Origin of the sequence: Pseudomonas sp. NPDC098740 (genome assembly GCF_044760065.1) — a bacterium.
Taxonomy (GTDB): Bacteria; Pseudomonadota; Gammaproteobacteria; order Pseudomonadales; family Pseudomonadaceae; genus Aquipseudomonas; species Aquipseudomonas rossensis.
Genome location: NZ_JBIWAM010000007.1, coordinates 53,010 through 74,035 on the forward strand (window position 1 = coordinate 53,010; position 21,026 = coordinate 74,035).

Consider the following 21,026-nt stretch of genomic DNA (forward strand, 5'->3'; position numbering starts at 1 on the left):
ATGACTGAATCAAACGAAACGCCTATCCAGCCGGAAGAAGGCGACGAGCGCCAACACCGCCGCATCAAGAGTTTCGTGATGCGCGCCGGGCGCATGACCGAAGGCCAGCAAAAAGGCCTGGAGCAGGGCACGCCGCTGTTCGTCCTGCCGCTGGCCGACGCGCCGGTGGACTTCGACCAGGTGTTTGGCCGTTCGGCGCCGCGCTCCCTGGAAATTGGCTTCGGCATGGGCCATTCGCTGCTGGAAATGGCCGCGGCCTCGCCGGAGCAGGATTTCATCGGCGTGGAAGTGCATCGTCCGGGTGTTGGCGCGCTGCTCAATGGCGTGCTCACTCAGGGCCTGACCAACCTGCGGGTCTACGATTGCGATGCGATCGAAGTGCTCAACCGCTGCGTGGCTGACAACAGCCTCGATCGCCTGATGCTGTTTTTCCCGGACCCGTGGCACAAGAGCCGTCACCACAAGCGCCGTATCGTTCAGGCATCGTTCGCTGAACTGGTGCGCAGCAAGTTGAAGGTCGGCGGTGTGCTGCACATGGCCACCGATTGGGAACCGTACGCCGAGTACATGCTGGAAGTGATGAACGTCGCACCGGGTTATCGCAACCTGGCCGAAGACGGCAAATGCGTCCCGCGCCCGACCGAGCGCCCGATCACCAAGTTCGAACGCCGCGGCGAACGACTTGGGCATGGCGTGTGGGATCTGAAGTTCGAAAAACAGTCCTAAACCCTGCGCAAGACACAAGCGGGCTTGCTCGCGAATGCGGTTGATCATTCAACATTGATGTTGGCTGATACGACGTCTTCGCGAGCAAGCCCGCTCCCACATTTGTTTTACGTGCTGTTCAAGATCAGCGTTTTTCCGCCGAAAGCTCTACGTCCCCACTTGTAAAGGAAGACAAGTTTTGAAAGTCATCTTCGCTTGCACGCTGTTTTTAAGTCTGCTGTTTTCTGCAGCTTGCGAACGCGTTGTAACTCCCGATGAATACTTTGCAATCGCCCAGAGAGTGGCCGCGAAAATCCAGCGTGAAGCCGATGAAAAGATCAGGCTGGAGGCCGCCGGGGAACCGGGAATCAAGTACAGCCCAGAGCAGTTGCGCAATGCAGAAGGTGATCTTGAGGCTCTCGTAGACAATCTGAAGCGAGCGTCCGATGGCGGACACACACTTGCAACGTACTTTCTGGCTAACCTGCAGGACAATCCGATGTTCTCTGAGCGGTCGCGCAAAGAGACCTGTGGTTTTTACCAAAAAGCCATGGACCAAGGCTTGCTGGCGTCTGCGGTTTGCTATTACCACTTGTGCGATAAGGCATACGAAAGGTTTGATCTGCACAACGCGGATCACCTGAAGTACTTGCAGTCGCTGGAACAGTTGCTGAAAAAACCCGATACCCATGGTGACGCCTATCCGTTACCGGCCAAGCATTCCCTCTGTTTCCTGGATGCAGGGGCGCCATTGCCGCAGCAGGGCGTGCTGGCGACCATGCGGGCCCGCGCCGTCGCGCTGGTCCTGACAGAAGACCAATATCGGGCCGAGGCCAACTACATTCTGGCGCTGACGCGTGTAAACAAGAACGACCGGCCTGACAGCCAGAATATTGCCTATCTGGATGAAGCTGAGGCGCTGGGCTGCAATGACTTCCACGGGCTGAGCGCTATGATGCGCAACGCAGCCGGGTTATCCAGCAAGTAATAGAAAGCGAGTCAGCCCTAAATACAAAATGTGGGAGCGAGCTTGCTCGCGATGAGGCCATAACATTCAACATCTCAGTTGACTGTCAGGCCGCCATCGCGAGCAGGCTCGCTCCCACGGTTGTTTTCGGAAGTAGCTGAAGTCAGCGGCGGTCGGCGACGACACCGATGAGCACCAGCACCACCAACAACACCGGCGCCAGGCTGTAGTTGTTGAACTGGCTCAGGCCTTTGATGATCCACGGCGTGGCGTAGATCAGCGCGACGCCGCTGCCGATCATGCACAGCAGGGCCATCAGCGGGACGCGCAAGGCGCCGGCGATGCTGCCCAGGCGTTGGTCGACCCAGCCTTTGATATCGGCGCCAAACAACACCAGCAGGCAGCCCACCAGTGCCAGAGCGATTTCAGACAGGTTGCTACGGCTCCAGCGGGATGCGGTGGCGAGCAGGTCGAGTATCAAATCCATTCGTTTTCCCTTAAGGCTGAAATCAGCTCAAAAATGTCTGCAGCAAGTCATTGAGGAAGAGTTGTCCGCGCTCGGTGGCCGCCAGACGTGACGGTTCGACCTGCAACAAGCCACTTTGTTCGGCTTCGCGACGGCCTTCGGCGAGGCTTTCCAGGCTCAGCCCAGTGCGTTCCGGGTACAGTCGCGATTCCACGCCAGCGGTCAGTCGCAAGGCGTTCATCAGGAACTCGAACGGCAGTTCTTCATTGGTCAGGGCTTTCTCCCCAGCCTTGAAGCTTTTGGCAGGGTTGAGGTAGTCCTTCGGCAGACGGGTCTTCCAGGTACGGACGATGCGCCCGTCCAGGTGGCTGAGCTTGCCGTGAGCCCCGGCACCGATGCCGATGAAGTCGCCGAAACTCCAGTAATTGAGGTTATGCCGCGCCGGACGACCGGGTTGGGCATACGCCGAGACTTCGTATTGCGCGTAACCGTGCTCGGCCAACAGCGCCTGACCGGCTTCCTGAATATCCCACAGCGTGTCGTCTTCCGGCAGCGTTGGCGGCTGGTTCCAGAACACCGTGTTCGGCTCCAGGGTTAGCTGATACCAGGACAAGTGGGTCGGTTTCAGGGCGATGGCCTGGCGCAGATCGCTCAAGGCGTCGTCCAGGGACTGATCGGGCAAACCGTGCATCAGGTCCAGATTGAAGTTGTCGAACCCGGCCTCGCGGGCCATGCCGGCGGCACGTACCGCTTCGTCACCGTTGTGAATCCGCCCCAGCGCTTTGAGTTTCTCTTCCTGAAAGCTCTGGATGCCGATCGACAGGCGATTGATACCCAGCGCCCGATAGGCGACGAATTTCTCTTGCTCGAACGTTCCCGGATTGGCTTCCAGCGTGATTTCGATGTCGCTGGCAAACGGAATGCGCTGCTCGACGCCTTTGAGCAAGCGCCCCAAAGCCTCGGCGCTAAACAGGCTCGGCGTGCCGCCACCAAAGAAGATCGAACTCAGCTCACGACCATAGACCGCATGCAGGTCCTGATCGAGGTCGGCCAGCAGCGCGTCCACATACTCTTCTTCCGGCAGCACCGGGCTGGCGGTGTGGGAGTTGAAGTCGCAATAAGGGCATTTGCGCACACACCACGGGATGTGGATGTACAACGCCAGGGGCGGCAGCAGGGGGAGCGCGGCCCGAGGCGATTGGGCATCGCCGCCGAAGATCAGCGGCGACGCGGATGAGTCGTGGATCATTTCAGGCCCAGACGCTGGCGCAGCAGATCCATTGCACGGGCGCGGTGGCTGATGAGGTTCTTGTCGCTCGGGCTCAGTTGGGCGCTGGAGCAGTCGCGCTCCGGCACCCAGAACAGCGGATCGTAACCAAAACCGTGTTCGCCGCTGGCCGCTGGCAGGATTCGTCCGTGCCACAGGCCTTCGCAGATAATCGGCAACGGATCGTCGGCATGACGCACCAACGCCAGCACACAGACGAACTGCGCACCGCGCTCGGCTCGCGGCACGTCTTTCAAAGCATCAAGCAGTTTGGCGTTGTTCGCCGCATCGCCCTGACCGTCGGCGTAACGAGCCGAGTAGATTCCCGGCGCACCGCCAAGGAAATCCACCGCCAGCCCAGAATCATCGGCCAGTGCCGGCAGGCCGGAAATGCGCGCGGCATTGCGGGCCTTGAGGATGGCGTTTTCGACGAACGACAGGCCGGTTTCTTCAGGTTCGACGCTGCTGAACTCGCCGATCGAGCGCAGTTGCACCGATTCGCCGAGCATGGCCTGAAGTTCCTTGAGTTTGCCGGCGTTGTGGCTGGCCAGTACGAGTTGCGTGAAATTGATCATTGGCCAGGGAAAAGCTCTTGGTTGAAATTGATGGTGTTGGTTTTATCGCCGCTCTTCACGTTGATCTGGAAGGTACGGGTTTCCTGCTGATCGACCGGATATTGCGCGATGTAGTAGACAGCGCCCTGTTCGGTGATCTGTTTGAATTTCAACGAGACGCTTTGGCTGGTGAGGTCTTTGACCGTACCGTTGACTTCAGCCGTCAGAGGTTTGCCATCCTTGAGCACGGAGACATTGATCACACCCTGGTTCTTGCTTCGCGTCAGCCCGGCCGCTTTGGCGATGTCCGGTGTCAGGAAGGTGGAGTTGAAGGTGTTGTAATGCACCGTCACATCGCCAAATTTTTCCTGACGGTCACCTTTGATGACGTCGGCGGCCATGGCGGTGACGCTCAGGCAGGCAGTAAGTAAAAACAGCGCTAGACGACCCATGTTCGTTCTCCTCGAAGTGTCGCTGTTCAGACCGCGATCTTGTGGTCTTGCAGCCCAGGGCTGCTGACGCGGTAAATACCGATTTCACCTAATAGATTAGGCCATAGCTTACTGGCCCACCCGTGGCGGTGCTGTTGATCTACGGCCAGCCGATCAATGACCTTGGCTTCACGTTCGCGGCACAACGCTTCAAAGTCTTCGAAAGTGCAGAAGTGGATGTTCGGCGTGTTGTACCAGGTGTACGGCAGAAAATCGGACACCGGCATCCGACCCTTGCTCGCCAGGTACCAGCGGCAGCGCCAGTGACCGAAGTTGGGGAAGGTGATGATGCACTGGCGACCGACGCGCAGCATTTCGCCGAGGATCTTGTCCGGGTAGTGCACGGCTTGCAGTGCCTGGGTCATGACCACGACGTCGAAGCTGTTGCTGGCGAAGTTGCCCAAGCCCTTGTCCAAGTCCTGTTCAATGACGCTGATGCCCTTGGCCACGCACTCGGCGATGTTGTCCGGGTCATTTTCCAGGCCATAGCCGGTCACTTGCTTGTTATCGCGCAGCCAGGTCAGCAGCTCACCGTCGCCGCAGCCGAGGTCGAGTACGCGGCTACCGGCGGGGATCCATTCCTGGATGATTTCCAGATCAGCTCTCATGGCTTTCTCCCCAAGTGCTTTCTACCCAAGTGATAGGGGCTCATATAAGCGAAATCCGGTTCATGTAGTTGCGAAACGCCTGCAGGTAGCGCGGGATCGGAATCAGGAAGGCGTCGTGGCCTTGCGGAGCATCGATCTCGAGGTAGCAGACGTCTTTCTTGGCCGCCATCAGCGCGTCCACCAGTTCCCGCGAGCGGGCAGGGGAGAAGCGCCAGTCGGTGGTGAAGGACATCACGCAGAACTTGGCTTGGGCGTTGGCGAAGGTTTTCGCCAGGTCATCGTCGAAGTTCGCCGCCGGATCGAAGTAATCCAGCGCCTTGGTCATCAGCAGGTACGTGTTGGCGTCGAAGCGCCCGGAGAACTCTTCGCCTTGATAACGCAGGTAGCTTTCGACCTGGAATTCGACGCTGTGGAAGTCGTAGTTGAGCTTTTCGCTCTTCAGGCCACGACCGAATTTCTCACCCATCGAGTCGTCGGACAGGTACGTGATGTGCCCGACCATCCGCGCCAGCATCAAGCCACGCTTGGGAATCACGCCCGCTTCCTGGAACGAACCGCCGTGGAACTCGGGGTCGGTGAGGATTGCCTGGCGCGCCACTTCGTTGAAGGCAATGTTCTGTGCCGACAGCTTGGGGGCCGAGGCGATGGCCAGGCAGTGGCGAATGCGATCCGGGTAAGTGATGCTCCACTGCATCGCCTGCATGCCACCGAGACTGCCGCCAATCACGGCGGCCCACTGGCCGATGCCGATGCGGTCTGCCAGGCGCGCCTGGCTGTGAACCCAGTCTTCCACGGTCAACACAGGGAAGTCGGCGCCAAACGGCTTGCCGGTTTCCGGATTGACGCTGCTCGGGCCGGTGGAGCCATTGCAACCACCGAGGTTGTTCAGGCTGACCACGAAGAATTTGTTGGTATCAATCGGCTTGCCAGGCCCGATGCAGCTATCCCACCAACCGGGTTTGCGGTCGTCGGGGCTGTGGAAGCCGGCAGCGTGATGATGACCGGACAAGGCGTGGCAGATCAGCACGGCGTTGCTCGCCGCAGCGTTCAGCGTGCCGTAGGTTTCATAGATCAGGTCATAAGCTGGGAGCGAACGGCCGCAGGCCAAGGCCAGGGGTTCACTGAAGTGCGCCACTTGCGGCGTCACCAGACCAACAGAATCGGGGGGAAAGGCAGCTGGCATCGACCCTGCTCTCGTTGAAATGAGGCGTAAGTCTAAAGACCGCTGCCCCGAGCAGCAAGCAAAGGCCGGGCCTGATTTCATTCAGTTAGACCGAGGTGCGGCTATCGCGGGCAAGCCACGCTCCCACATTGGAATGCATACCCTGTGGGAGCGTGGCTTGCCCGCGAAGAACGATGACGCGGTGAGCCTGCCGGTCAGATCAGTAGACGCAGGATTTCCGGCATCATCGTCATGGCGGCGAGGTTGTTGATCACCAGCATGTCGATCAGCTTGAGCACCATGAACGCCAGGATCGGCGAAATATCCAGGCCGCCCAGGTTCGGTATGATCTTGCGGAACGGCGCCAGGGCTGGCTCGCAGATCTGGTTCACCAGCTCGGCGCCAGGGTTATGGCTGCCCGGTGCGACCCAGGACAGGATCACGCTGATGATCAGGGCAAAGAAGAAAATCTTCAGGAACAGCGCGGTCACGCCAATCAGCGACCAGATCAGCAATTGCAGGGGGTTACCGATGGTGCCGTAAGTCAGCAGCAGGGTCAGGGCCATCAGCGCCAGTTGCACGAGGATCGCCAGCACCAGCGAGGACATGTCCAGGCCGAACATGCTCGGGATGATCCGGCGCAATGGCTTGAGCAGCGGCTGGGTGGCTTTCACGGCGAACTGACAGAGCGGGTTGTAGAAGTTCGCGCGTACCAGTTGCAGCACGAAGCGCAGCAGTACGATCAGCAGGTACAGGCTGCCGAGGGTTTGCAGCACGTAGACCGCTGCAGTGTTCAATCCAATCATGTAAGGCTCCTTATTGACCCAATTGTTCGGCCATCTCGGCCGAGCGGTGCGCAGCGGCGCCGAGTGCTTTTTCTACCAGGGCTTCGAAGCCGCCGGCCTGGAACGACTTGATCGCCGCTTCCGTCGTGCCCGCAGGCGACGTTACGCGGCGACGCAGTTCCGCAGCGTCGACGTCACTGGCCACGGCCATGTGAGCGGCGCCCAAAGCGGTTTGCAGGGTCAGTTGTGCAGCGATGTCTGCTGGCAGACCGAGCTTCACGCCGGCGGCGGTCATGGCTTCGATCAGCAGGAAGAAGTACGCAGGGCCCGAGCCGGAAACGGCGGTGACCGCGTCTAGTTGCTGTTCTTCGCCCAGCCACAGCGCAATGCCGACGGCCGACAACAGCTCTTCAGCTTGTTGCCGTTGTTCGGCGGTGACTTCGCTGGTGGCGAACAAACCGCTCACGCCCTGACGCACCAGCGCCGGGGTATTGGGCATGCAGCGCACGATCGGCTGGGCGCCGAGCCAGTTGTTCATGCTGGCGCAGGTGATGCCGGCCGCAATCGAGACCACCAGTTGATTGGGCTTGAGGCTTGGGCGAAGCGCTTCGCAGACGGCCTTCATCGCTTGAGGTTTGACCGCCAGTACAACGACTTCGGCACCCTGGATGGCTTCGGCGTTGTCGGCGTACACGTCGATACCGTGTTCAGCGTTCACGCGAGCGCGGGTGTCAGCGCCCGGATCGCTGGCGCGGATCTGCGCGGCGTCCAGACCTTTGGCGCGCAGGCCGCCGATCAGGCTGGCGGCCATGTTGCCGGCACCGATAAAGGCAATACGAGTCTTGCTCATGTCAGGTCCTTATAAAGAGAGGAGTCAGCCACGTTATGGCTGGCCATGCATTTGTTGAGAGCCGCGAGCGCCAAACAGGGCTGTGCCGATGCGAACCCAGGTGGCGCCCATGGCGATGGCCGACTCGAGGTCGTGGCTCATGCCCATGGAAAGTGTGTCGAGCGGCAGGTTCAGGCTGGCTTGCAGAAGCTGCACGGCAGCAAAAGCGGCATCCTGGGCGGCGCGATCTTCAGTCGGCTCGGGGATCGCCATCAACCCGCGCAGCTTGATGCGGGGCAGTTTGCTGATGGCATTAGTCAGCGCCGGGAGGTCGGCCGGGGTGCAGCCGGATTTGCTGGCTTCACCACTGACGTTGACCTGGATGCAGATGTTCAGAGGCGGCAAATCGGCAGGACGTTGTTCGGACAGGCGTTGTGCGATTTTCAAACGATCCACGGAATGCACCCAGGCGAAGTGCTCGGCGATAGCGCGAGTCTTGTTCGATTGAATGGGGCCGATGAAGTGCCAGATCAAGGGCAGGTCGGCCAATTCGAGCTGTTTGCTCAGGGCTTCCTGCAGGTAATTCTCGCCAAAGTCGCGCAGCCCGGCGGCATACGCTTCGCGCAGGGCTTCGGCGGGCTTGGTCTTGCTCACAGCCAGCAGCTGGACGCTGTCTTCGTCGCGTTTTGCGGCGACGGCAGCGGCGTGGATGCGTGAACTAACCTGAGCGATGTTGTCTGCTATCGTGGACATCAAGAGGCGCCGGCGGCTGAAGGTTCGCGGCATTCTACTGGAATTGAGGAACGCTATGGATATCACTGAGCTGCTGGCTTTCAGCGCGAAACAGGGCGCGTCCGACTTGCATCTGTCTGCCGGCCTGCCACCGATGATTCGGGTCGACGGCGATGTGCGGCGTATCAACCTGCCGGCCCTGGACCACAAGCAGGTGCAGGCGCTGATCTACGACATCATGAACGACACTCAGCGGGTGGACTTTGAGAAGCACCTGGAGACCGACTTCTCCTTTGATGTGCCCGGGGTGGCGCGTTTTCGGGTTAACGCGTTCAACCACAATCGCGGTGCTGGCGCGGTGTTCAGGACCATTCCGTCCAAGGTCCTGAGCATGGACGATCTCGGTATGGGGGAAGTGTTTCGCAAGATTACCGAAGCGCCGCGGGGGCTGGTGCTGGTGACCGGTCCGACCGGTTCCGGCAAATCCACCACCCTGGCGGCGATGATCGATCACCTGAACACCCATCGTCATCACCACATCCTCACCATCGAAGACCCGATCGAGTTCGTCCACGAGTCGCGCAAATGCTTGATCAACCAGCGTGAAGTCCATCGCGATACACGCAGCTTCGCCACGGCTCTACGCTCGGCCCTGCGGGAGGACCCGGACGTGATTCTGGTGGGGGAGATGCGGGATCTCGAGACCATTCGCCTGGCGTTGACCGCTGCCGAAACCGGTCACCTGGTGTTTGGCACGCTGCACACGACATCAGCGGCGAAAACCATCGATCGGGTGGTGGACGTGTTTCCGGGGGACGAGAAGTCGATGGTTCGTTCGATGCTTTCCGAGTCGTTGCTGGCGGTGGTATCGCAGACGTTGGTCAAGAAGATCGGCGGCGGGCGGATCGCGGCCCACGAAATCATGCTCGGCACGTCAGCGATCCGTAACCTGATCCGCGAAGACAAGGTGGCGCAGATGTACTCGTCGATTCAGACCGGGGGAAACCTGGGGATGCAGACGCTGGATATGTGCTTGAAGGAGCTGGTGACCAAGGGCTTGATCAGCCGCGAGCATGCGCGGGAGAAGGCGCGGACGCCGGATGGTTTTTGAGGCTTAAAGCAAAAGATCGTCCGAACGCGGCCCGAACCTGCGGCAGCTCCTACAGGGAAATGCATAGTCCCGTGTAGGAGCTGCCGCAGGTTCGGGCCGCGTTCGGACGATCTTTTGATCTTGCTTCAAATCAGCGCTGAACAACCTGTAGGGTGTTCTTCTCTTTCGGCATAACCCGCTTGGCAACCACGTAGTGTTTTTGCCAGTAAGGTTTCTTCAGGGTGTCGATGCTCACCGACTTGCCACGACGCGGTGCGTGGATGAAGCGATCGTTGCCCAGGTAGATGGCAACGTGATTGACCCGACGACTCTTGATATTGAAGAAAATCAGGTCGCCCGGTTTCAGGTCGTTGCGAGCGACTTTGTCGCCATGACCGCTAGCCATCGCATTGGACGTGCGCGGCAGGTCGAACGTGGCGTCGTTAAACGCGTATTTCACCAGGCCACTGCAGTCGAACCCTTTACTTGGGCTGCTGCCGCCCCAACGGTATGGGGTACCAAGGACGTTCACGGCACGGCTGAGCACGTCGCTGCTTTCCTTGGTCGCCATTGGCGGAACCAGGCTGCTTTTACTGCTCAGCTGGGGAGCGCGTTTTACGGCTTGTTTGTTTTTACTCGAAGGAGCAGAAACATGGGATTTTTGGGTGTAACCATTAACGTTAGGAAGACGTTGCTCACGATTGGTGGCGTGGGCGGCCAGTGGCATCAAAAGGCAAATGGTTAGCCATGTCTTGAAAAATGGACGCATTAGGCAAGGCTCATATAAGTTAGCGCGCAACTTTATAACAGCTTTTTTGGCCCTTCCGAGGCCGTTGGTCGATTCAACCTTGGGGTCAACGGAACCAAATAAGCGGAAAATGGACGCGATTGTCGGACAGACGCCAGGTGTTATAAGGCTTTGACGGGAGAGACAGTACCATTTGCCATACGTCGGCAACTCGTAAAAAAGTCACAAAGATTTAAAGAATATTTATCTATCGTGTGAATCGAGGTCCTTAATGAACACCTATCAACAGCCCGTTCCTCATCAAGACACGCACAGCAAAGTGATCGGTTACCTGCTGTGGATTTTCGGTTTTACCGGCGCTCACCGCTTCTATTACGGCAAGCCAGTGACGGGGACGATCTGGTTCTTCACCTTCGGTTTGTTGGGTATCGGTTGGCTGATCGACGTGTTTCTGATCCCTGCCATGGATCGTGAAGCGGACCTGCGTTTTACCGCCGGGCCTATCGAGTACAACGTTGCGTGGATTCTGCTGACGTTTCTTGGGGTGTTCGGCGTGCACCGGATGTATCAGGGGAAGTGGATCAGCGGATTGCTGTACCTGGTGACGGGCGGGTTGTTTTTTCTGGGGGTGCTGTATGACTTCTGGACGCTGAATGATCAGGTGTCGATTCGCAATTCGCAGAACAGAGGCGCCTTCCAGTAAGCCTTCGCGAGCAAGTCGAATCGTCGCACCGCCGCTCCCACATTCGACCGCATTCCTCTGGGGGAACTCGGTCAAATGTGGGAGCGAGCTTGCTCGCGATTGCCGCGACGCGGTCTTAAGCCTGGTGGCTAATGCGCCCATCCACCAAGGTGTAACGCACCACGCCCGGCAGGCTGTGGCCAATGAACGGGCAGTTTTCGCCTTTGGACAGCCAGGTCTCACCGGCCACGGTCGAAGCCGCCGGATCGAACAGCACGATGTCCGCCGGTCCACCTACCGCCAGTTTGCCCGCCGGCAGGCGCAATGCCTCGGCAGGTCCGGTACTCAAGCGCGCCAACAGCGTTGGCAGGTCCAGCAAACCGTCTTCCACCAGCGTCATCGCCAACGGCAGCAGCAGTTCAACGCTGCTGATGCCCGGCTCGGTGGCCCCGAACGGCGCCAGTTTGGCGTCCCGCTCGTGGGGTTGGTGATGACTGGAGATGGCCGAGACCACACCCGATTTCACCGCTTCACGCAGGCCATCGCGGTCGGCGCGGGTGCGCAGCGGCGGCTGGACGTGATAGAGGCTGCTGAAGTCGATCAGGGCTTCGTCGGTCAGGATCAACTGATACAGGGCGACATCAGCCGTCACCGGCAGGCCGCGAGCCTGGGCCTGAGCGATCAGGGCCACGCCTCGGGCGCTGGTGAGCTGGCTGAAGTGCGCGCGCACGCCACTTTGCTCGACCAGCAGCAGATCACGGGCCAGAGCCACGGTTTCGGCGGTTTCCGGAATGCCCGGCAAACCGAGGAAGCTGGCGGTCGGGCCTTCGTGAGCCAGGCCACCTTCGGCCAGGTCATGGTCCTGAGAGTTGAAAATCACCGTCAGGTCGAATGTTGCGGCGTATTCCAGCGCCCGGCACAGCGTGCGGGTGTTGCGGAAGCTGTCCAGGCCGTTGCCGAAGGCCACGCAGCCGGCATCGCGCAGGGCGACCAGTTCTGCAAGCTGTTCACCGTCCAGGCCTTTGCTCAGGGCACCGATCGGGAAGACTTTGGTGTTGCCGGCCTCGCGGGCGCGGTCGAGGATCAGTTCGGCCACGGCCGAGGTGTCCAGCACCGGTTTGGTTTTCGGCGGGCAGCACAGGCTGGTGACACCACCGGCTGCGGCGGCACGGGTTTCGCTGGCGATTGAACCTTTGCGGCTGTAGCCCGGTTCGCGCAGGGCGACGTTCAGGTCAACCAGCCCAGGGGCGGCGATCAGACCTTTGGCGTCGAGGGTGTCGACGGCGACAAAACCGGCCGGGGCGGCGCCAAGGGCAATGATCTTGCAGGCTTCAATATGGATATCGGTAACTTGATCCAGGCCGCTGGCCGGATCGATGACGCGGGCGCCGAGAATGCTGAGCTTCACTGGGCGTTCTCCTGCTCGAATTGGCGCTGGGCAGTCTGCCCGCTCATGGCCATGGACAGCACGGCCATACGAATTGCGATGCCGTAGGTGACTTGATTGAGGATCACCGAGTGCGGGCCGTCGGCCACCGCCGACTCAATCTCCACGCCGCGGTTGATCGGCCCCGGGTGCATGACGATGCAATCCGGTTTGGCCCCGGCCAGGCGCGCGGTGGTCAGGCCGAACAGGCGGTAGAACTCACCTTCGCTCGGCAACAGGCCGCCAGTCATGCGTTCACGCTGCAGGCGCAGCATGATCACCACGTCGACGTCTTTCAGGCCTTCGGTCATGTCGGTGTAAACCTTCACGCCGTATTGCTCGATGCCGATCGGCAGCAGGGTTTTCGGCGCGATGACGCGGATGTCTGGGCAGCCGAGAGTTTTCAGCGCCAGCATGTTCGAGCGTGCCACCCGCGAGTGCAGGATGTCGCCGACGATAGCCACCGAGAGATTTTCGAAACCGCCCTTGTGCCGACGGATGGTGAGCATGTCGAGCATGCCCTGGGTCGGGTGGGCGTGACGGCCGTCGCCGCCGTTGATGATCGCCACTTGCGGGCAGACATGTTCGGCGATGAAGTGCGCCGCGCCGGAATCACCGTGGCGCACGACGAACATGTCGGCGGCCATGGCTTCCAGGTTGCGCAGGGTGTCGAGCAGGGTTTCGCCCTTGCTCGCCGACGACGTGGACACGTTCAGGGTGATCACGTCCGCCGACAGCCGCTGGGCGGCCAGTTCGAAGGTGGTGCGGGTGCGGGTGGAGTTCTCGAAGAACACGTTGCACACGGTCTTACCGCGCAGCAACGGGACTTTCTTCACCGCCCGGGCGCCGACTTCGAGGAACGAGTCGGCGGTGTCGAGGATTTCCGTCAACAGCTCGCGGCGCAAACCGTCGAGCGAGAGGAAGTGGCGCAGCTGGCCCTGATCATTGAGCTGCAGCGGGCGCTTGGTTTCTAGAGGCGTCATCGCGAGGGGGACTCTCAATAGGGCGAATTAAAGGGCGAGGTCTTGCAGTTCGAGCTTGAGTTCCGGGCCGGACAGTTTCACCCGTTCGTGGGCGGCCAGCGACAGGGTCGCACCGACCACATTCGGGCGGATCGGCAGCTCGCCGGCGTCCAGGTCCAGCAGGCACACCAATGTCACGCTGGCCGGGCGGCCGTAGTCGAACAGCTCATTCAGGGCGGCGCGGATGGTCCGGCCGCTCATCAGCACGTCGTCGATCAGCACCAGGTGCTGGCCTTCGATCTCGAACGGCAGCGCGGACGGGCGCACTTGTGGGTGCAAGCCGTTCTGGCTGAAGTCGTCGCGGTAGAAGGAGACGTCCAGGGTGCCGAGGGGCGAATCGCTGCCCAGTTCATCGAGCAACGCCTGGGCGACCCAGACGCCACCGGTACGAATGCCGATGTAGCGCGGTTCGCTGATGCCACGTTTGGCCAGATAGGCGTCAAGCCGGGTCGCCATCTGGCTGATCAGTTCAACGGGATTGGGCAGGCTCATGGTTGCTCCTTCTTGGGCCCGAGCCGGGTTCTGCTGGAGAGGTGGCTCGGGTTGTCGCTAAGTAGAGACGCTTGTTGCGGCTCTTCAGGATTCGAACAGTGCGGTGTTTTCGTCGAGCCAGCCTTGCAGCAGCAGGGCGGCGGCGATGGCGTCCACCGGGTTGTCGCGGTAGCTGCCCTTTTGTCCGCCACGATCACGCCGTTCACCCTTGGCTTCGAACGTGGTCAGGCGTTCATCGTGGGTATAGAAGGGCAAGTTATAGCGGCCGTTGAGGCGGCGGGCGAATTTCTCGGCGCGCAGGCACATGTCGCTCGGCGTGCCGTCCATGTTCAAGGGCAGGCCAACCACCACGGCATCGGGTTTCCACTCTTTAATCAGGGCTTCGACCTGATTCCAGTCGGGAATACCGTTTTGTGCCTTCAAGGTGCACAGCTCGCGGGCCTGGCCGGTAATCACCTGGCCGACCGCAACGCCGATCTGTTTGGTGCCGTAGTCGAAACCCAAAATCAGGCGCAGGGCCATCAGGCGTGTCCCGCCTGGCTGGTCAGCAGGCTGAGATTGACGCCCAGGTGCTTGGCCGCTGCTTCCAGGCGCAGTTCGCTGCTGGTGTTGAACAAAATATCGGCATCGAACGGGCAAGTCAGCCAGGCGTTCTGGGCCAATTCGGCTTCCAGCTGCCCGGCTTCCCAGCCAGCGTATCCGAGGGCGATCAGGCTTTTCGCCGGACCGACGCCGTCGGCGATGGCGAACAGCACATCCTGGGAGGTCGACAGGGCCAGTTTCTCATCAAGCTCAACGGTGGCCTGATAACTCTGCCCCGAGGGGTGCAGAACAAAACCGCGATCAGTCTGCACCGGGCCGCCGATGAAGATCGGCACATGCTGGCAGAGCACCGGCGGTTCGATGTCGGGGCGCAGTTGCTCGAGGATATCGGCCAGGTTGAGGTCTTGCGGACGATTGACCACTAGCCCCATGGCACCATTGGCCGTGTGCTCGACGATGTAGGTCAAGGTGTGCGCAAAGTTCGGGTCGACCATGTGAGGCATGGCAATCAGGAACTGATGCTTGAGGTAGCTGGGGCTGACGTTCTTCATGAGCGCTAGTGTGGCGTTGGAGGGGCGAACTGACAAGCTGAAGCAAGTCAAAAGATCGCAGCCTTCGGCAGCTCCTACCTTGGAATGTGGCACCTGTAGGAGCTGCCGAAGGCCGCGATCTTTTGATTCTCCGGCTAATTACTGGACAACCGGTCCCCGCGCGCAAACTTCCAGGTCCGGATGATTTCCAGGCGATCGATATCCGACAAATCCCCGGTAAACGGTGAAAACGGCGCCGCCAGCCGCACGATACGCTGCGCCGCCTGATCCAGCAGTGGTTGCCCGGACGATTCCAATACCAGCACTTCAAAGAGCGAGCCGTCGCGGTTGATCGAAACCAACAGGCGCAGATTGCCGTAGATCTGCTTGCGTCGCGCTTCGTCCGGGTAATTCAGGTTGCCGATGCGCTCGACTTTCTTGCGCCACTCGTCCTTATACCAGGCGCCCTTGTCGCGCATGGTCGACGCGGCGCTCAGGCGGTGGATGCGCGGGCGCTTGGCATACAGCTGTTGTTCGTTGGCCAGTTCCGCTTCCAGGCTGGCGATGTCGCTGGACAGCTGTTCACTGTCGAATGTCGGCGCGGCGACTGCGGGTTTGGTGACGGGTTTGGGTTCTTCGGTTTTGGCCGCGGCCTTTTTCGGCTTGGGCGCGACGGTCGTCACGGCTGCCTTGGGTGCGGCTTCCTGCACTTGAGGCTTGGCCGCCGGCGGTGGCGTGACTTTCTGCACCTTGTTGTCCTGGAAAGGCGCGACCTCGGTGGTCTTGGGAATTGCCTTTTTATCCAGGGTGCCGCTGCCTTCCTGATTCTCTTGAGCGAGGAAATCGGCTTTTTCCGGCTTCTTTTCGCTTTTGAAGGTGGCGAGGGTGATTTCCAGGGTTTTGCTGATTTGCTTGGGTTCGACCATCGTAAAGCCGACGCCCAACAGCAAGGCCAGGTGAATCAGCGCCGCGAGAAACAGGGTAAAACCGAGGCGATCAGCCGGGCGCACGCCACGATGGGCGAGTTCAGCGGGCAGATCGGACGGGAGCGTCATGACAAAAAAACCAACATCGCATTTTTCACAGGCCGCGGATGATAACGCAATGTTGGTCGTTTCTTGGCTGTTCTATATCAACGGGCCTTGAGCTTCTGATCGATGGCATCCATCAACAGGCCGCCGATGTCGGTGCCGAACGCGTTATCAATCTCGCGAATGCAGGTCGGGCTGGTGACGTTGATTTCCGTCAGGTGCTCGCCGATCACATCCAAGCCGACGAACAGCAGGCCTTTTTCGCGCAGGGTCGGGCCGACTTGGGCGGCGATCCAGCGATCTTTCTCGGTCAGCGGTCGGGCTTCGCCACGGCCACCGGCGGCGAGGTTGCCACGGGTTTCACCAGCGGCCGGAATTCGTGCCAGGCAGTAATCCACCGGTTCGCCGTCGATCATCAGGATGCGCTTGTCGCCGTCAACGATTGCCGGGAGGTAGCCCTGGATCATGATCTGCTGTTTGCCATGCAGGGTCAGTGTCTCGAGGATCACCGACAGGTTCGGGTGGCCAGCGGTGTGACGGAAGATCGAAGAGCCACCCATGCCGTCCAGCGGCTTGAGGATCACATCGCCGTGGTGATCGGCGAATTCACGCAGTACGTCCGGGCGACGGCTGACGATGGTCGGCGGCGTGCACTGCGGGAACAGCGTGGCGAACAGCTTTTCGTTGCAGTCACGCAGGCTTTGCGGCTTGTTGACCACCAGCACGCCAGCGCGTTCGGCTTGCTCCAGCAGGTAAGTGGAGTAGACGAATTCCATGTCGAACGGCGGATCCTTGCGCATCAGGATCACGTCCAGATCGCTCAGCAGCGCATCGGTCTCGGCTTCCAGTTCGAACCATTTTTCCGGGTTGGCGAAGACTTTCAGCGGCCGCATCCGCGCCCGCGCTTCGCCTTCGGCCTGGTACAAATCGCCCTGTTCCATATAGAACAGTTCCCAGCCGCGCTTCTGTGCGGCCAGCAGCATGGCCAGCGAGCTATCCTTTTTATAGGAGATGCTGGCAATAGGATCCATGACAATCCCGACGCGAACGCTCATGGGTTTTTCCTCGAATTTGGGGGCCGGAGCGGCTTTGAAAAAGTGGCGTCAGAGTGGCGCTGAGTGTGTTCCCGGTCAAGGAAAAACCACTGCGCCAGTCGCCCGATAGATTGGTTCTAGAGACTGTGCTAAAAAGGCTGCCATATCGTTCTGGCCCTTAAACATCAAGGGTTTCGAGCCTCCGGCTATCGGAAATGGACAATTTGATTCGCAAAGGCGACGGCAGAGCATTTATGGAACAGCATTCCAGCGCCTTGAAGGTCATGGTGATCGACGATTCGAAAACGATTCGCCGCACCGCCGAAACGCTTTTGAAAAACGTGGGTTGTGAAGTGATCACGGCCATCGATGGTTTCGATGCCCTGGCCAAGATTGCCGACAATCACCCCGGCATCATCTTTGTCGACATCATGATGCCGCGTCTGGATGGTTATCAGACCTGCGCTTTAATCAAGAACAACAGTGCGTTCAAGTCCACGCCAGTGATTATGCTGTCGTCCAAGGACGGGCTGTTCGACAAGGCCAAGGGGCGCATCGTCGGCTCCGACCAATTTTTGACCAAGCCTTTCAGTAAGGAAGAACTGCTGAACGCGATCCAGGCCCATGTACCGGGCTTCGCCGCCGTTTTGCCGCACTAGGACACGCACAGTGACGCTCGGCCAGCGGGCCCGGCGTCGACAAAAATGGGGAAGACCATGGCACGTATTCTGATCGTCGATGATTCGCCGACCGAAATGTACAAACTGACCGGCATGCTGGAAAAGCACGGTCATGAAGTGTTGAAAGCCGAAAACGGCGCCGACGGCGTGGCCCTGGCCCGTCAGGAAAAACCCGACGCCGTGCTGATGGACATCGTCATGCCTGGCCTCAATGGTTTCCAGGCAACCCGTCAGCTGACCAAAGACCCGGAAACCGGGCACATCCCGGTGATCATCATCACCACCAAGGATCAGGAAACCGACAAGGTCTGGGGCACGCGCCAGGGCGCCAAGGACTACCTGACCAAACCGGTCGACGAAGAAACCCTGATCAAGACCCTGAACAACGTGCTGGCCGGTTGATCGTCCGGCCATGACCGAGTCGCTGACGGCTTTCGAACTGCTGCTGCAGATCGACCAGCGTTGTCGTCTGCTGGCGGCGGACTTGCCGTCCCAGCCGACCCGACAAGACAGTTGGAGCGGCATCGGCTTCCGTCTGGGCGAACACTGGTACGTCGCGCCCATGGGCGAAGTCAGCGAAGTGTTGCATGAGCCTCGGTTCACCCAGCTGCCGGGGGTCAGACCCTGGGTCAAGGGCGTGGCCAACCTGCGCGGGCGTCTGTTGCCGATCATCGACTTGTGCGGCTTCTTTTCTGGTAATGAGCCTGGGCATGAGCTGTCAGCCGTGCGCAAGCAACGCCGGGTATTGGTGGTGGAGCATAACGAGGTGTTTACCGGGTTGATGGTCGATGAAGTCTTCGGCCTCCAGCACTTTGCCCAGGACAGTCTTGAGCCGGTAGATACCTTGAGCGGCCCGATTGCACCGTTCATCCAAGGCCAGTTTCAGCGCGAGCAGACCTGGCAGGTGTTCAGCCCATTTGCATTGGCGCAGTCACAGAGCTTTATGCACGTGGCGCTGTAAACCCTGTGGGAGCGAGCTTGCTCGCGATAGCGGACTCACAGCCAACATTGATGTCGACTGATACACCGCTATCGCGAGCAAGCTCGCTCCCACAGGTTCTTCGGCAATCTTTAAGGGTGTTGGTTACCGATGATAAAAGCAAAAACAGGCAAGCCAGAAGGGTCGCGCAGCCGGTCACAGATCATCGCGCTGTTCATCGCGCTGATCGTCTTCATCATGCTGCTGTTCGCCAACTTCGCGTACCTCAACACCCAGGCCGCGTACGACAAACAGTACATCGGCCACGCCGGTGAGCTGCGCGTGCTGTCCCAGCGCATTGCCAAGAACGCCACCGAAGCCGCTGCCGGCAAGGCTGCGGCGTTCAAGCTGCTGAGCGATGCGCGCAATGACTTTGCCCAACGCTGGGGCTATCTGAAGAAAGGCGACCCCGCCACCGGCCTGCCGCCAGCGCCGTCCACCGTGCGCCCGGAAATGCGCGCCGTGCAACTGGACTGGGAACGCTTGCTGAAAAACACCGACGCGATCCTCTCCAGCGAACAGACCGTGCTGTCGCTGCATCAAGTCGCTGCGACCCTGGCCGAAACCGTGCCGCAGTTGCAGGTCGAGTACGAAAAAGTCGTCGAAACGCTCCTCCAGCGCGGTGCCCCGGCCGCGCAGGTGGCCATGGCGCAGCGCCAGTCGCTATTGGCTGAACGGATTCTCGGTGCGGTGAACACCGTGCTGTCCGGTGATGAAAACTCGCAGCAGGCCGCCGACGCCTTCGGTCGCGATGCGGCGCGATTCGGCCAGGTGCTCAACGGCATGCTTCAGGGCAATCCGTCACTGAAAGTCAGCCAGGTTGAAGACCGCGATGCTCGCGCGCGGTTGATCGAGATTTCCGAGCTGTTCGAATTCGTCTCGGGTTCGGTGGATGAAATCCTCGAAACCTCGCCGGAGCTGTTCAAGGTCCGTGAATCGGCCACCAATATCTTCACCCTCTCGCAGACCCTGCTCGAGGAAGCCTCGCACCTGGCCGGCGGTTTCGAAAATCTGGCCGGCGGGCGCAACACCGATACCATTGGCGGCTACGTGCTGGGCCTGTTGGCGCTGATGTCGATCATCCTGATTGGCCTGGTGATGGTCCGTGAAACCAATCGTCAGCTACGTGAAACGGCCGAGAAGAACGAGCGTAATCAGAACGCGATCATGCGCCTGCTCGACGAGATCGAAGACCTGGCGGACGGCGACCTGACCGTGACCGCCTCGGTGACTGAAGACTTCACCGGGACCATCGCCGACTCGATCAATTATTCCGTGGACCAATTGCGCGATCTGGTGGCGACCATCAACCTCACCGCTGGCCAGGTCGCTGCCGCCGTGCAGGAAACCCAGGCCACCGCCATGCACCTGGCGCAGGCTTCCGAGCATCAGGCGCAGCAGATTGCCGAAGCCTCCACCGCGATCAACGACATGGCCCAGTCCATCGATCAGGTCTCGGCCAACGCCGCCGAATCATCGGCGGTGGCCGAACGCTCGGTGGAAATCGCCAACAAGGGCAATGAGGTGGTGCACAACACCATCCACGGCATGGACAATATTCGCGAGCAAATTCAGGACACCGCCAAGCGCATCAAGCGCCTCGGCGAGTCTTCTCAGGAAATCGGCGACATTGTCAGCCTGATCGATGACATCGCCGACCAGACCAACATCCTTGCGCTCAACGCGGCGATCCAGGCCTCCATGGCCGGTGATGCCGGGCGCGGTTTTGCGGTGGTCGCCGATGAAGTCCAGCGGCTGGCCGAGCGCTCGTCCGCCGCCACCCGGCAGATCGAAACCCTGGTGCGGGCGATTCAGACTGACACCAACGAAGCGGTGATTTCCATGGAACAGACCACCACCGAAGTGGTGCGCGGCGCGCGTCTGGCGCAGGATGCCGGGGTGGCCCTGGAAGAAATTGAAGGCGTGTCCAAGACCCTCGCCGCGTTGATCCAGAGTATTTCCAACGCAGCGCAGCAACAGACGTCCTCGGCCGGTCAGATTTCCCTGACGATGAACGTGATCCAGCAGATCACCACGCAGACCTCGTCTGGCTCCACCGCCACCGCCGAGAGCATTGGCAACCTGGCGAAAATGGCCAGCCAGTTGCGGCGTTCGGTGTCCGGTTTCACCTTACCGGCCGCCAAGGCTGCGGCTGCGGATAAAGTGTGAAACGCCTGCGGGCGAATGCGTTTTTTTGAGTAGA

General features: G+C 60.2%; 25 protein-coding genes. 8 read left to right on the top strand and 17 right to left on the bottom strand.

The window, feature by feature from the left end:
* Nucleotides 1–726 (top strand): tRNA (guanosine(46)-N7)-methyltransferase TrmB, encoded by a 726-nt coding sequence (trmB, locus tag ACIQU2_RS10925; RefSeq protein ID WP_403140453.1) that lies wholly within the window; start codon nucleotides 1–3, stop codon nucleotides 724–726.
* A gap of 178 nt (nucleotides 727–904) precedes the next feature.
* Nucleotides 905–1,693, top strand: coding sequence for a hypothetical protein (locus ACIQU2_RS10930; protein WP_403140454.1), 789 nt, complete (start codon nucleotides 905–907; stop codon nucleotides 1,691–1,693).
* A 142-nt stretch (nucleotides 1,694–1,835) separates the two neighbouring features.
* Here ACIQU2_RS10930 and ACIQU2_RS10935 read toward each other — a convergent pair whose 3' ends face one another.
* The 9 genes from ACIQU2_RS10935 to ACIQU2_RS10975 form a co-directional block, all read right to left on the bottom strand.
* Nucleotides 1,836–2,159 (bottom strand): DUF3392 domain-containing protein, encoded by a 324-nt coding sequence (locus ACIQU2_RS10935; RefSeq protein ID WP_046045220.1) that lies wholly within the window; start codon nucleotides 2,157–2,159, stop codon nucleotides 1,836–1,838.
* A gap of 22 nt (nucleotides 2,160–2,181) precedes the next feature.
* Nucleotides 2,182–3,387 carry a radical SAM family heme chaperone HemW gene (gene hemW, locus ACIQU2_RS10940; protein WP_403140456.1) on the bottom strand — a complete coding sequence of 402 codons (1,206 nt, stop codon included), beginning with the start codon at nucleotides 3,385–3,387 and terminating at the stop codon, nucleotides 2,182–2,184.
* Nucleotides 3,384–3,980 (bottom strand): RdgB/HAM1 family non-canonical purine NTP pyrophosphatase, encoded by a 597-nt coding sequence (rdgB, locus tag ACIQU2_RS10945; RefSeq protein WP_403140457.1) that lies wholly within the window; start codon nucleotides 3,978–3,980, stop codon nucleotides 3,384–3,386. The genes hemW and rdgB overlap by 4 nt, the downstream gene beginning before the upstream one ends.
* Nucleotides 3,977–4,411 carry a DUF4426 domain-containing protein gene (locus ACIQU2_RS10950; protein WP_403140460.1) on the bottom strand — a complete coding sequence of 145 codons (435 nt, stop codon included), beginning with the start codon at nucleotides 4,409–4,411 and terminating at the stop codon, nucleotides 3,977–3,979. Before ACIQU2_RS10950 ends, rdgB begins: the two co-directional genes overlap by 4 nt.
* Before the next feature lie 26 nt (nucleotides 4,412–4,437).
* Nucleotides 4,438–5,058 (bottom strand): methionine biosynthesis protein MetW, encoded by a 621-nt coding sequence (gene metW / locus ACIQU2_RS10955; protein WP_403140462.1) that lies wholly within the window; start codon nucleotides 5,056–5,058, stop codon nucleotides 4,438–4,440.
* Between the two features lie 40 nt (nucleotides 5,059–5,098).
* Nucleotides 5,099–6,241 (bottom strand): homoserine O-acetyltransferase, encoded by a 1,143-nt coding sequence (locus ACIQU2_RS10960; RefSeq protein WP_403140464.1) that lies wholly within the window; start codon nucleotides 6,239–6,241, stop codon nucleotides 5,099–5,101.
* Nucleotides 6,242–6,435: 194 nt separating this feature from the next.
* Nucleotides 6,436–7,026 carry a YggT family protein gene (locus ACIQU2_RS10965; protein WP_403140467.1) on the bottom strand — a complete coding sequence of 197 codons (591 nt, stop codon included), beginning with the start codon at nucleotides 7,024–7,026 and terminating at the stop codon, nucleotides 6,436–6,438.
* Nucleotides 7,027–7,036: 10 nt separating this feature from the next.
* On the bottom strand, nucleotides 7,037–7,855 hold the full coding sequence (proC, locus tag ACIQU2_RS10970) for a pyrroline-5-carboxylate reductase (protein ID WP_403140468.1): 819 nt from the start codon (nucleotides 7,853–7,855) through the stop codon (nucleotides 7,037–7,039).
* A gap of 33 nt (nucleotides 7,856–7,888) precedes the next feature.
* A complete protein-coding gene (locus tag ACIQU2_RS10975; RefSeq protein ID WP_403140470.1) occupies nucleotides 7,889–8,587 on the bottom strand; it encodes a YggS family pyridoxal phosphate-dependent enzyme in 699 nt (232 codons plus the stop codon).
* A 55-nt stretch (nucleotides 8,588–8,642) separates the two neighbouring features.
* Here ACIQU2_RS10975 and ACIQU2_RS10980 point away from each other — a divergent pair, with 55 nt between their 5' ends.
* On the top strand, nucleotides 8,643–9,677 hold the full coding sequence (locus ACIQU2_RS10980) for a type IV pilus twitching motility protein PilT (RefSeq protein WP_347802095.1): 1,035 nt from the start codon (nucleotides 8,643–8,645) through the stop codon (nucleotides 9,675–9,677).
* A 130-nt stretch (nucleotides 9,678–9,807) separates the two neighbouring features.
* Here ACIQU2_RS10980 and ACIQU2_RS10985 read toward each other — a convergent pair whose 3' ends face one another.
* Nucleotides 9,808–10,425, bottom strand: a complete 618-nt coding sequence (locus ACIQU2_RS10985) for a C40 family peptidase (RefSeq protein WP_403140471.1) — start codon at nucleotides 10,423–10,425, stop codon at nucleotides 9,808–9,810.
* A 250-nt stretch (nucleotides 10,426–10,675) separates the two neighbouring features.
* Between ACIQU2_RS10985 and ACIQU2_RS10990 the strand changes: the two genes are divergently transcribed.
* Nucleotides 10,676–11,107, top strand: a complete 432-nt coding sequence (locus ACIQU2_RS10990) for an NINE protein (protein ID WP_403140473.1) — start codon at nucleotides 10,676–10,678, stop codon at nucleotides 11,105–11,107.
* 115 nt (nucleotides 11,108–11,222) lie between these two features.
* Here the strand turns inward: ACIQU2_RS10990 and ACIQU2_RS10995 are convergent, their stop codons facing one another.
* From ACIQU2_RS10995 to gshB, 7 genes are all read right to left on the bottom strand, one after another.
* Nucleotides 11,223–12,494, bottom strand: a complete 1,272-nt coding sequence (locus ACIQU2_RS10995; RefSeq protein WP_403140475.1) for a dihydroorotase — start codon at nucleotides 12,492–12,494, stop codon at nucleotides 11,223–11,225.
* Complete coding sequence (locus ACIQU2_RS11000) at nucleotides 12,491–13,495, bottom strand: aspartate carbamoyltransferase catalytic subunit (protein ID WP_007897943.1); 1,005 nt, start codon at nucleotides 13,493–13,495, stop codon at nucleotides 12,491–12,493. The genes ACIQU2_RS10995 and ACIQU2_RS11000 overlap by 4 nt, the downstream gene beginning before the upstream one ends.
* 27 nt (nucleotides 13,496–13,522) lie before the next feature.
* On the bottom strand, nucleotides 13,523–14,026 hold the full coding sequence (pyrR, locus tag ACIQU2_RS11005; protein WP_033060467.1) for a bifunctional pyr operon transcriptional regulator/uracil phosphoribosyltransferase PyrR: 504 nt from the start codon (nucleotides 14,024–14,026) through the stop codon (nucleotides 13,523–13,525).
* An 84-nt stretch (nucleotides 14,027–14,110) separates the two neighbouring features.
* Nucleotides 14,111–14,548, bottom strand: coding sequence for a Holliday junction resolvase RuvX (ruvX, locus tag ACIQU2_RS11010; RefSeq protein WP_005792259.1), 438 nt, complete (start codon nucleotides 14,546–14,548; stop codon nucleotides 14,111–14,113).
* Nucleotides 14,548–15,120 (bottom strand): YqgE/AlgH family protein, encoded by a 573-nt coding sequence (locus ACIQU2_RS11015; protein WP_046045231.1) that lies wholly within the window; start codon nucleotides 15,118–15,120, stop codon nucleotides 14,548–14,550. Before ACIQU2_RS11015 ends, ruvX begins: the two co-directional genes overlap by 1 nt.
* A 134-nt stretch (nucleotides 15,121–15,254) precedes the next feature.
* Entirely contained in the window at nucleotides 15,255–16,154 is a 900-nt protein-coding gene (locus tag ACIQU2_RS11020; RefSeq protein WP_403140478.1) for a TonB family protein, read from the bottom strand.
* Nucleotides 16,155–16,231: 77 nt separating this feature from the next.
* Nucleotides 16,232–17,185: a glutathione synthase gene (gene gshB / locus ACIQU2_RS11025; RefSeq protein ID WP_008152603.1), complete on the bottom strand. Its 954-nt coding sequence runs from the start codon at nucleotides 17,183–17,185 to the stop codon at nucleotides 16,232–16,234.
* Between the two features lie 233 nt (nucleotides 17,186–17,418).
* On the opposite strand from gshB, the gene pilG reads away from it, so the two are divergent.
* The 4 genes from pilG (at nucleotide 17,419) to ACIQU2_RS11045 (ending at nucleotide 20,992) form a co-directional block, all read left to right on the top strand.
* Nucleotides 17,419–17,823: a twitching motility response regulator PilG gene (pilG, locus tag ACIQU2_RS11030; protein ID WP_282382370.1), complete on the top strand. Its 405-nt coding sequence runs from the start codon at nucleotides 17,419–17,421 to the stop codon at nucleotides 17,821–17,823.
* A gap of 57 nt (nucleotides 17,824–17,880) precedes the next feature.
* Nucleotides 17,881–18,246 carry a twitching motility response regulator PilH gene (gene pilH, locus ACIQU2_RS11035; protein ID WP_008068134.1) on the top strand — a complete coding sequence of 122 codons (366 nt, stop codon included), beginning with the start codon at nucleotides 17,881–17,883 and terminating at the stop codon, nucleotides 18,244–18,246.
* Nucleotides 18,247–18,256: 10 nt separating this feature from the next.
* The gene (locus ACIQU2_RS11040; protein WP_403140481.1) at nucleotides 18,257–18,805 is read left to right on the top strand and encodes a chemotaxis protein CheW; all 549 of its coding nucleotides are present in this window, start codon (nucleotides 18,257–18,259) and stop codon (nucleotides 18,803–18,805) included.
* 129 nt (nucleotides 18,806–18,934) lie between these two features.
* Nucleotides 18,935–20,992 (top strand): methyl-accepting chemotaxis protein, encoded by a 2,058-nt coding sequence (locus tag ACIQU2_RS11045; protein ID WP_403140483.1) that lies wholly within the window; start codon nucleotides 18,935–18,937, stop codon nucleotides 20,990–20,992.
* The last annotated feature ends 34 nt before the right edge of the window (nucleotides 20,993–21,026 follow it).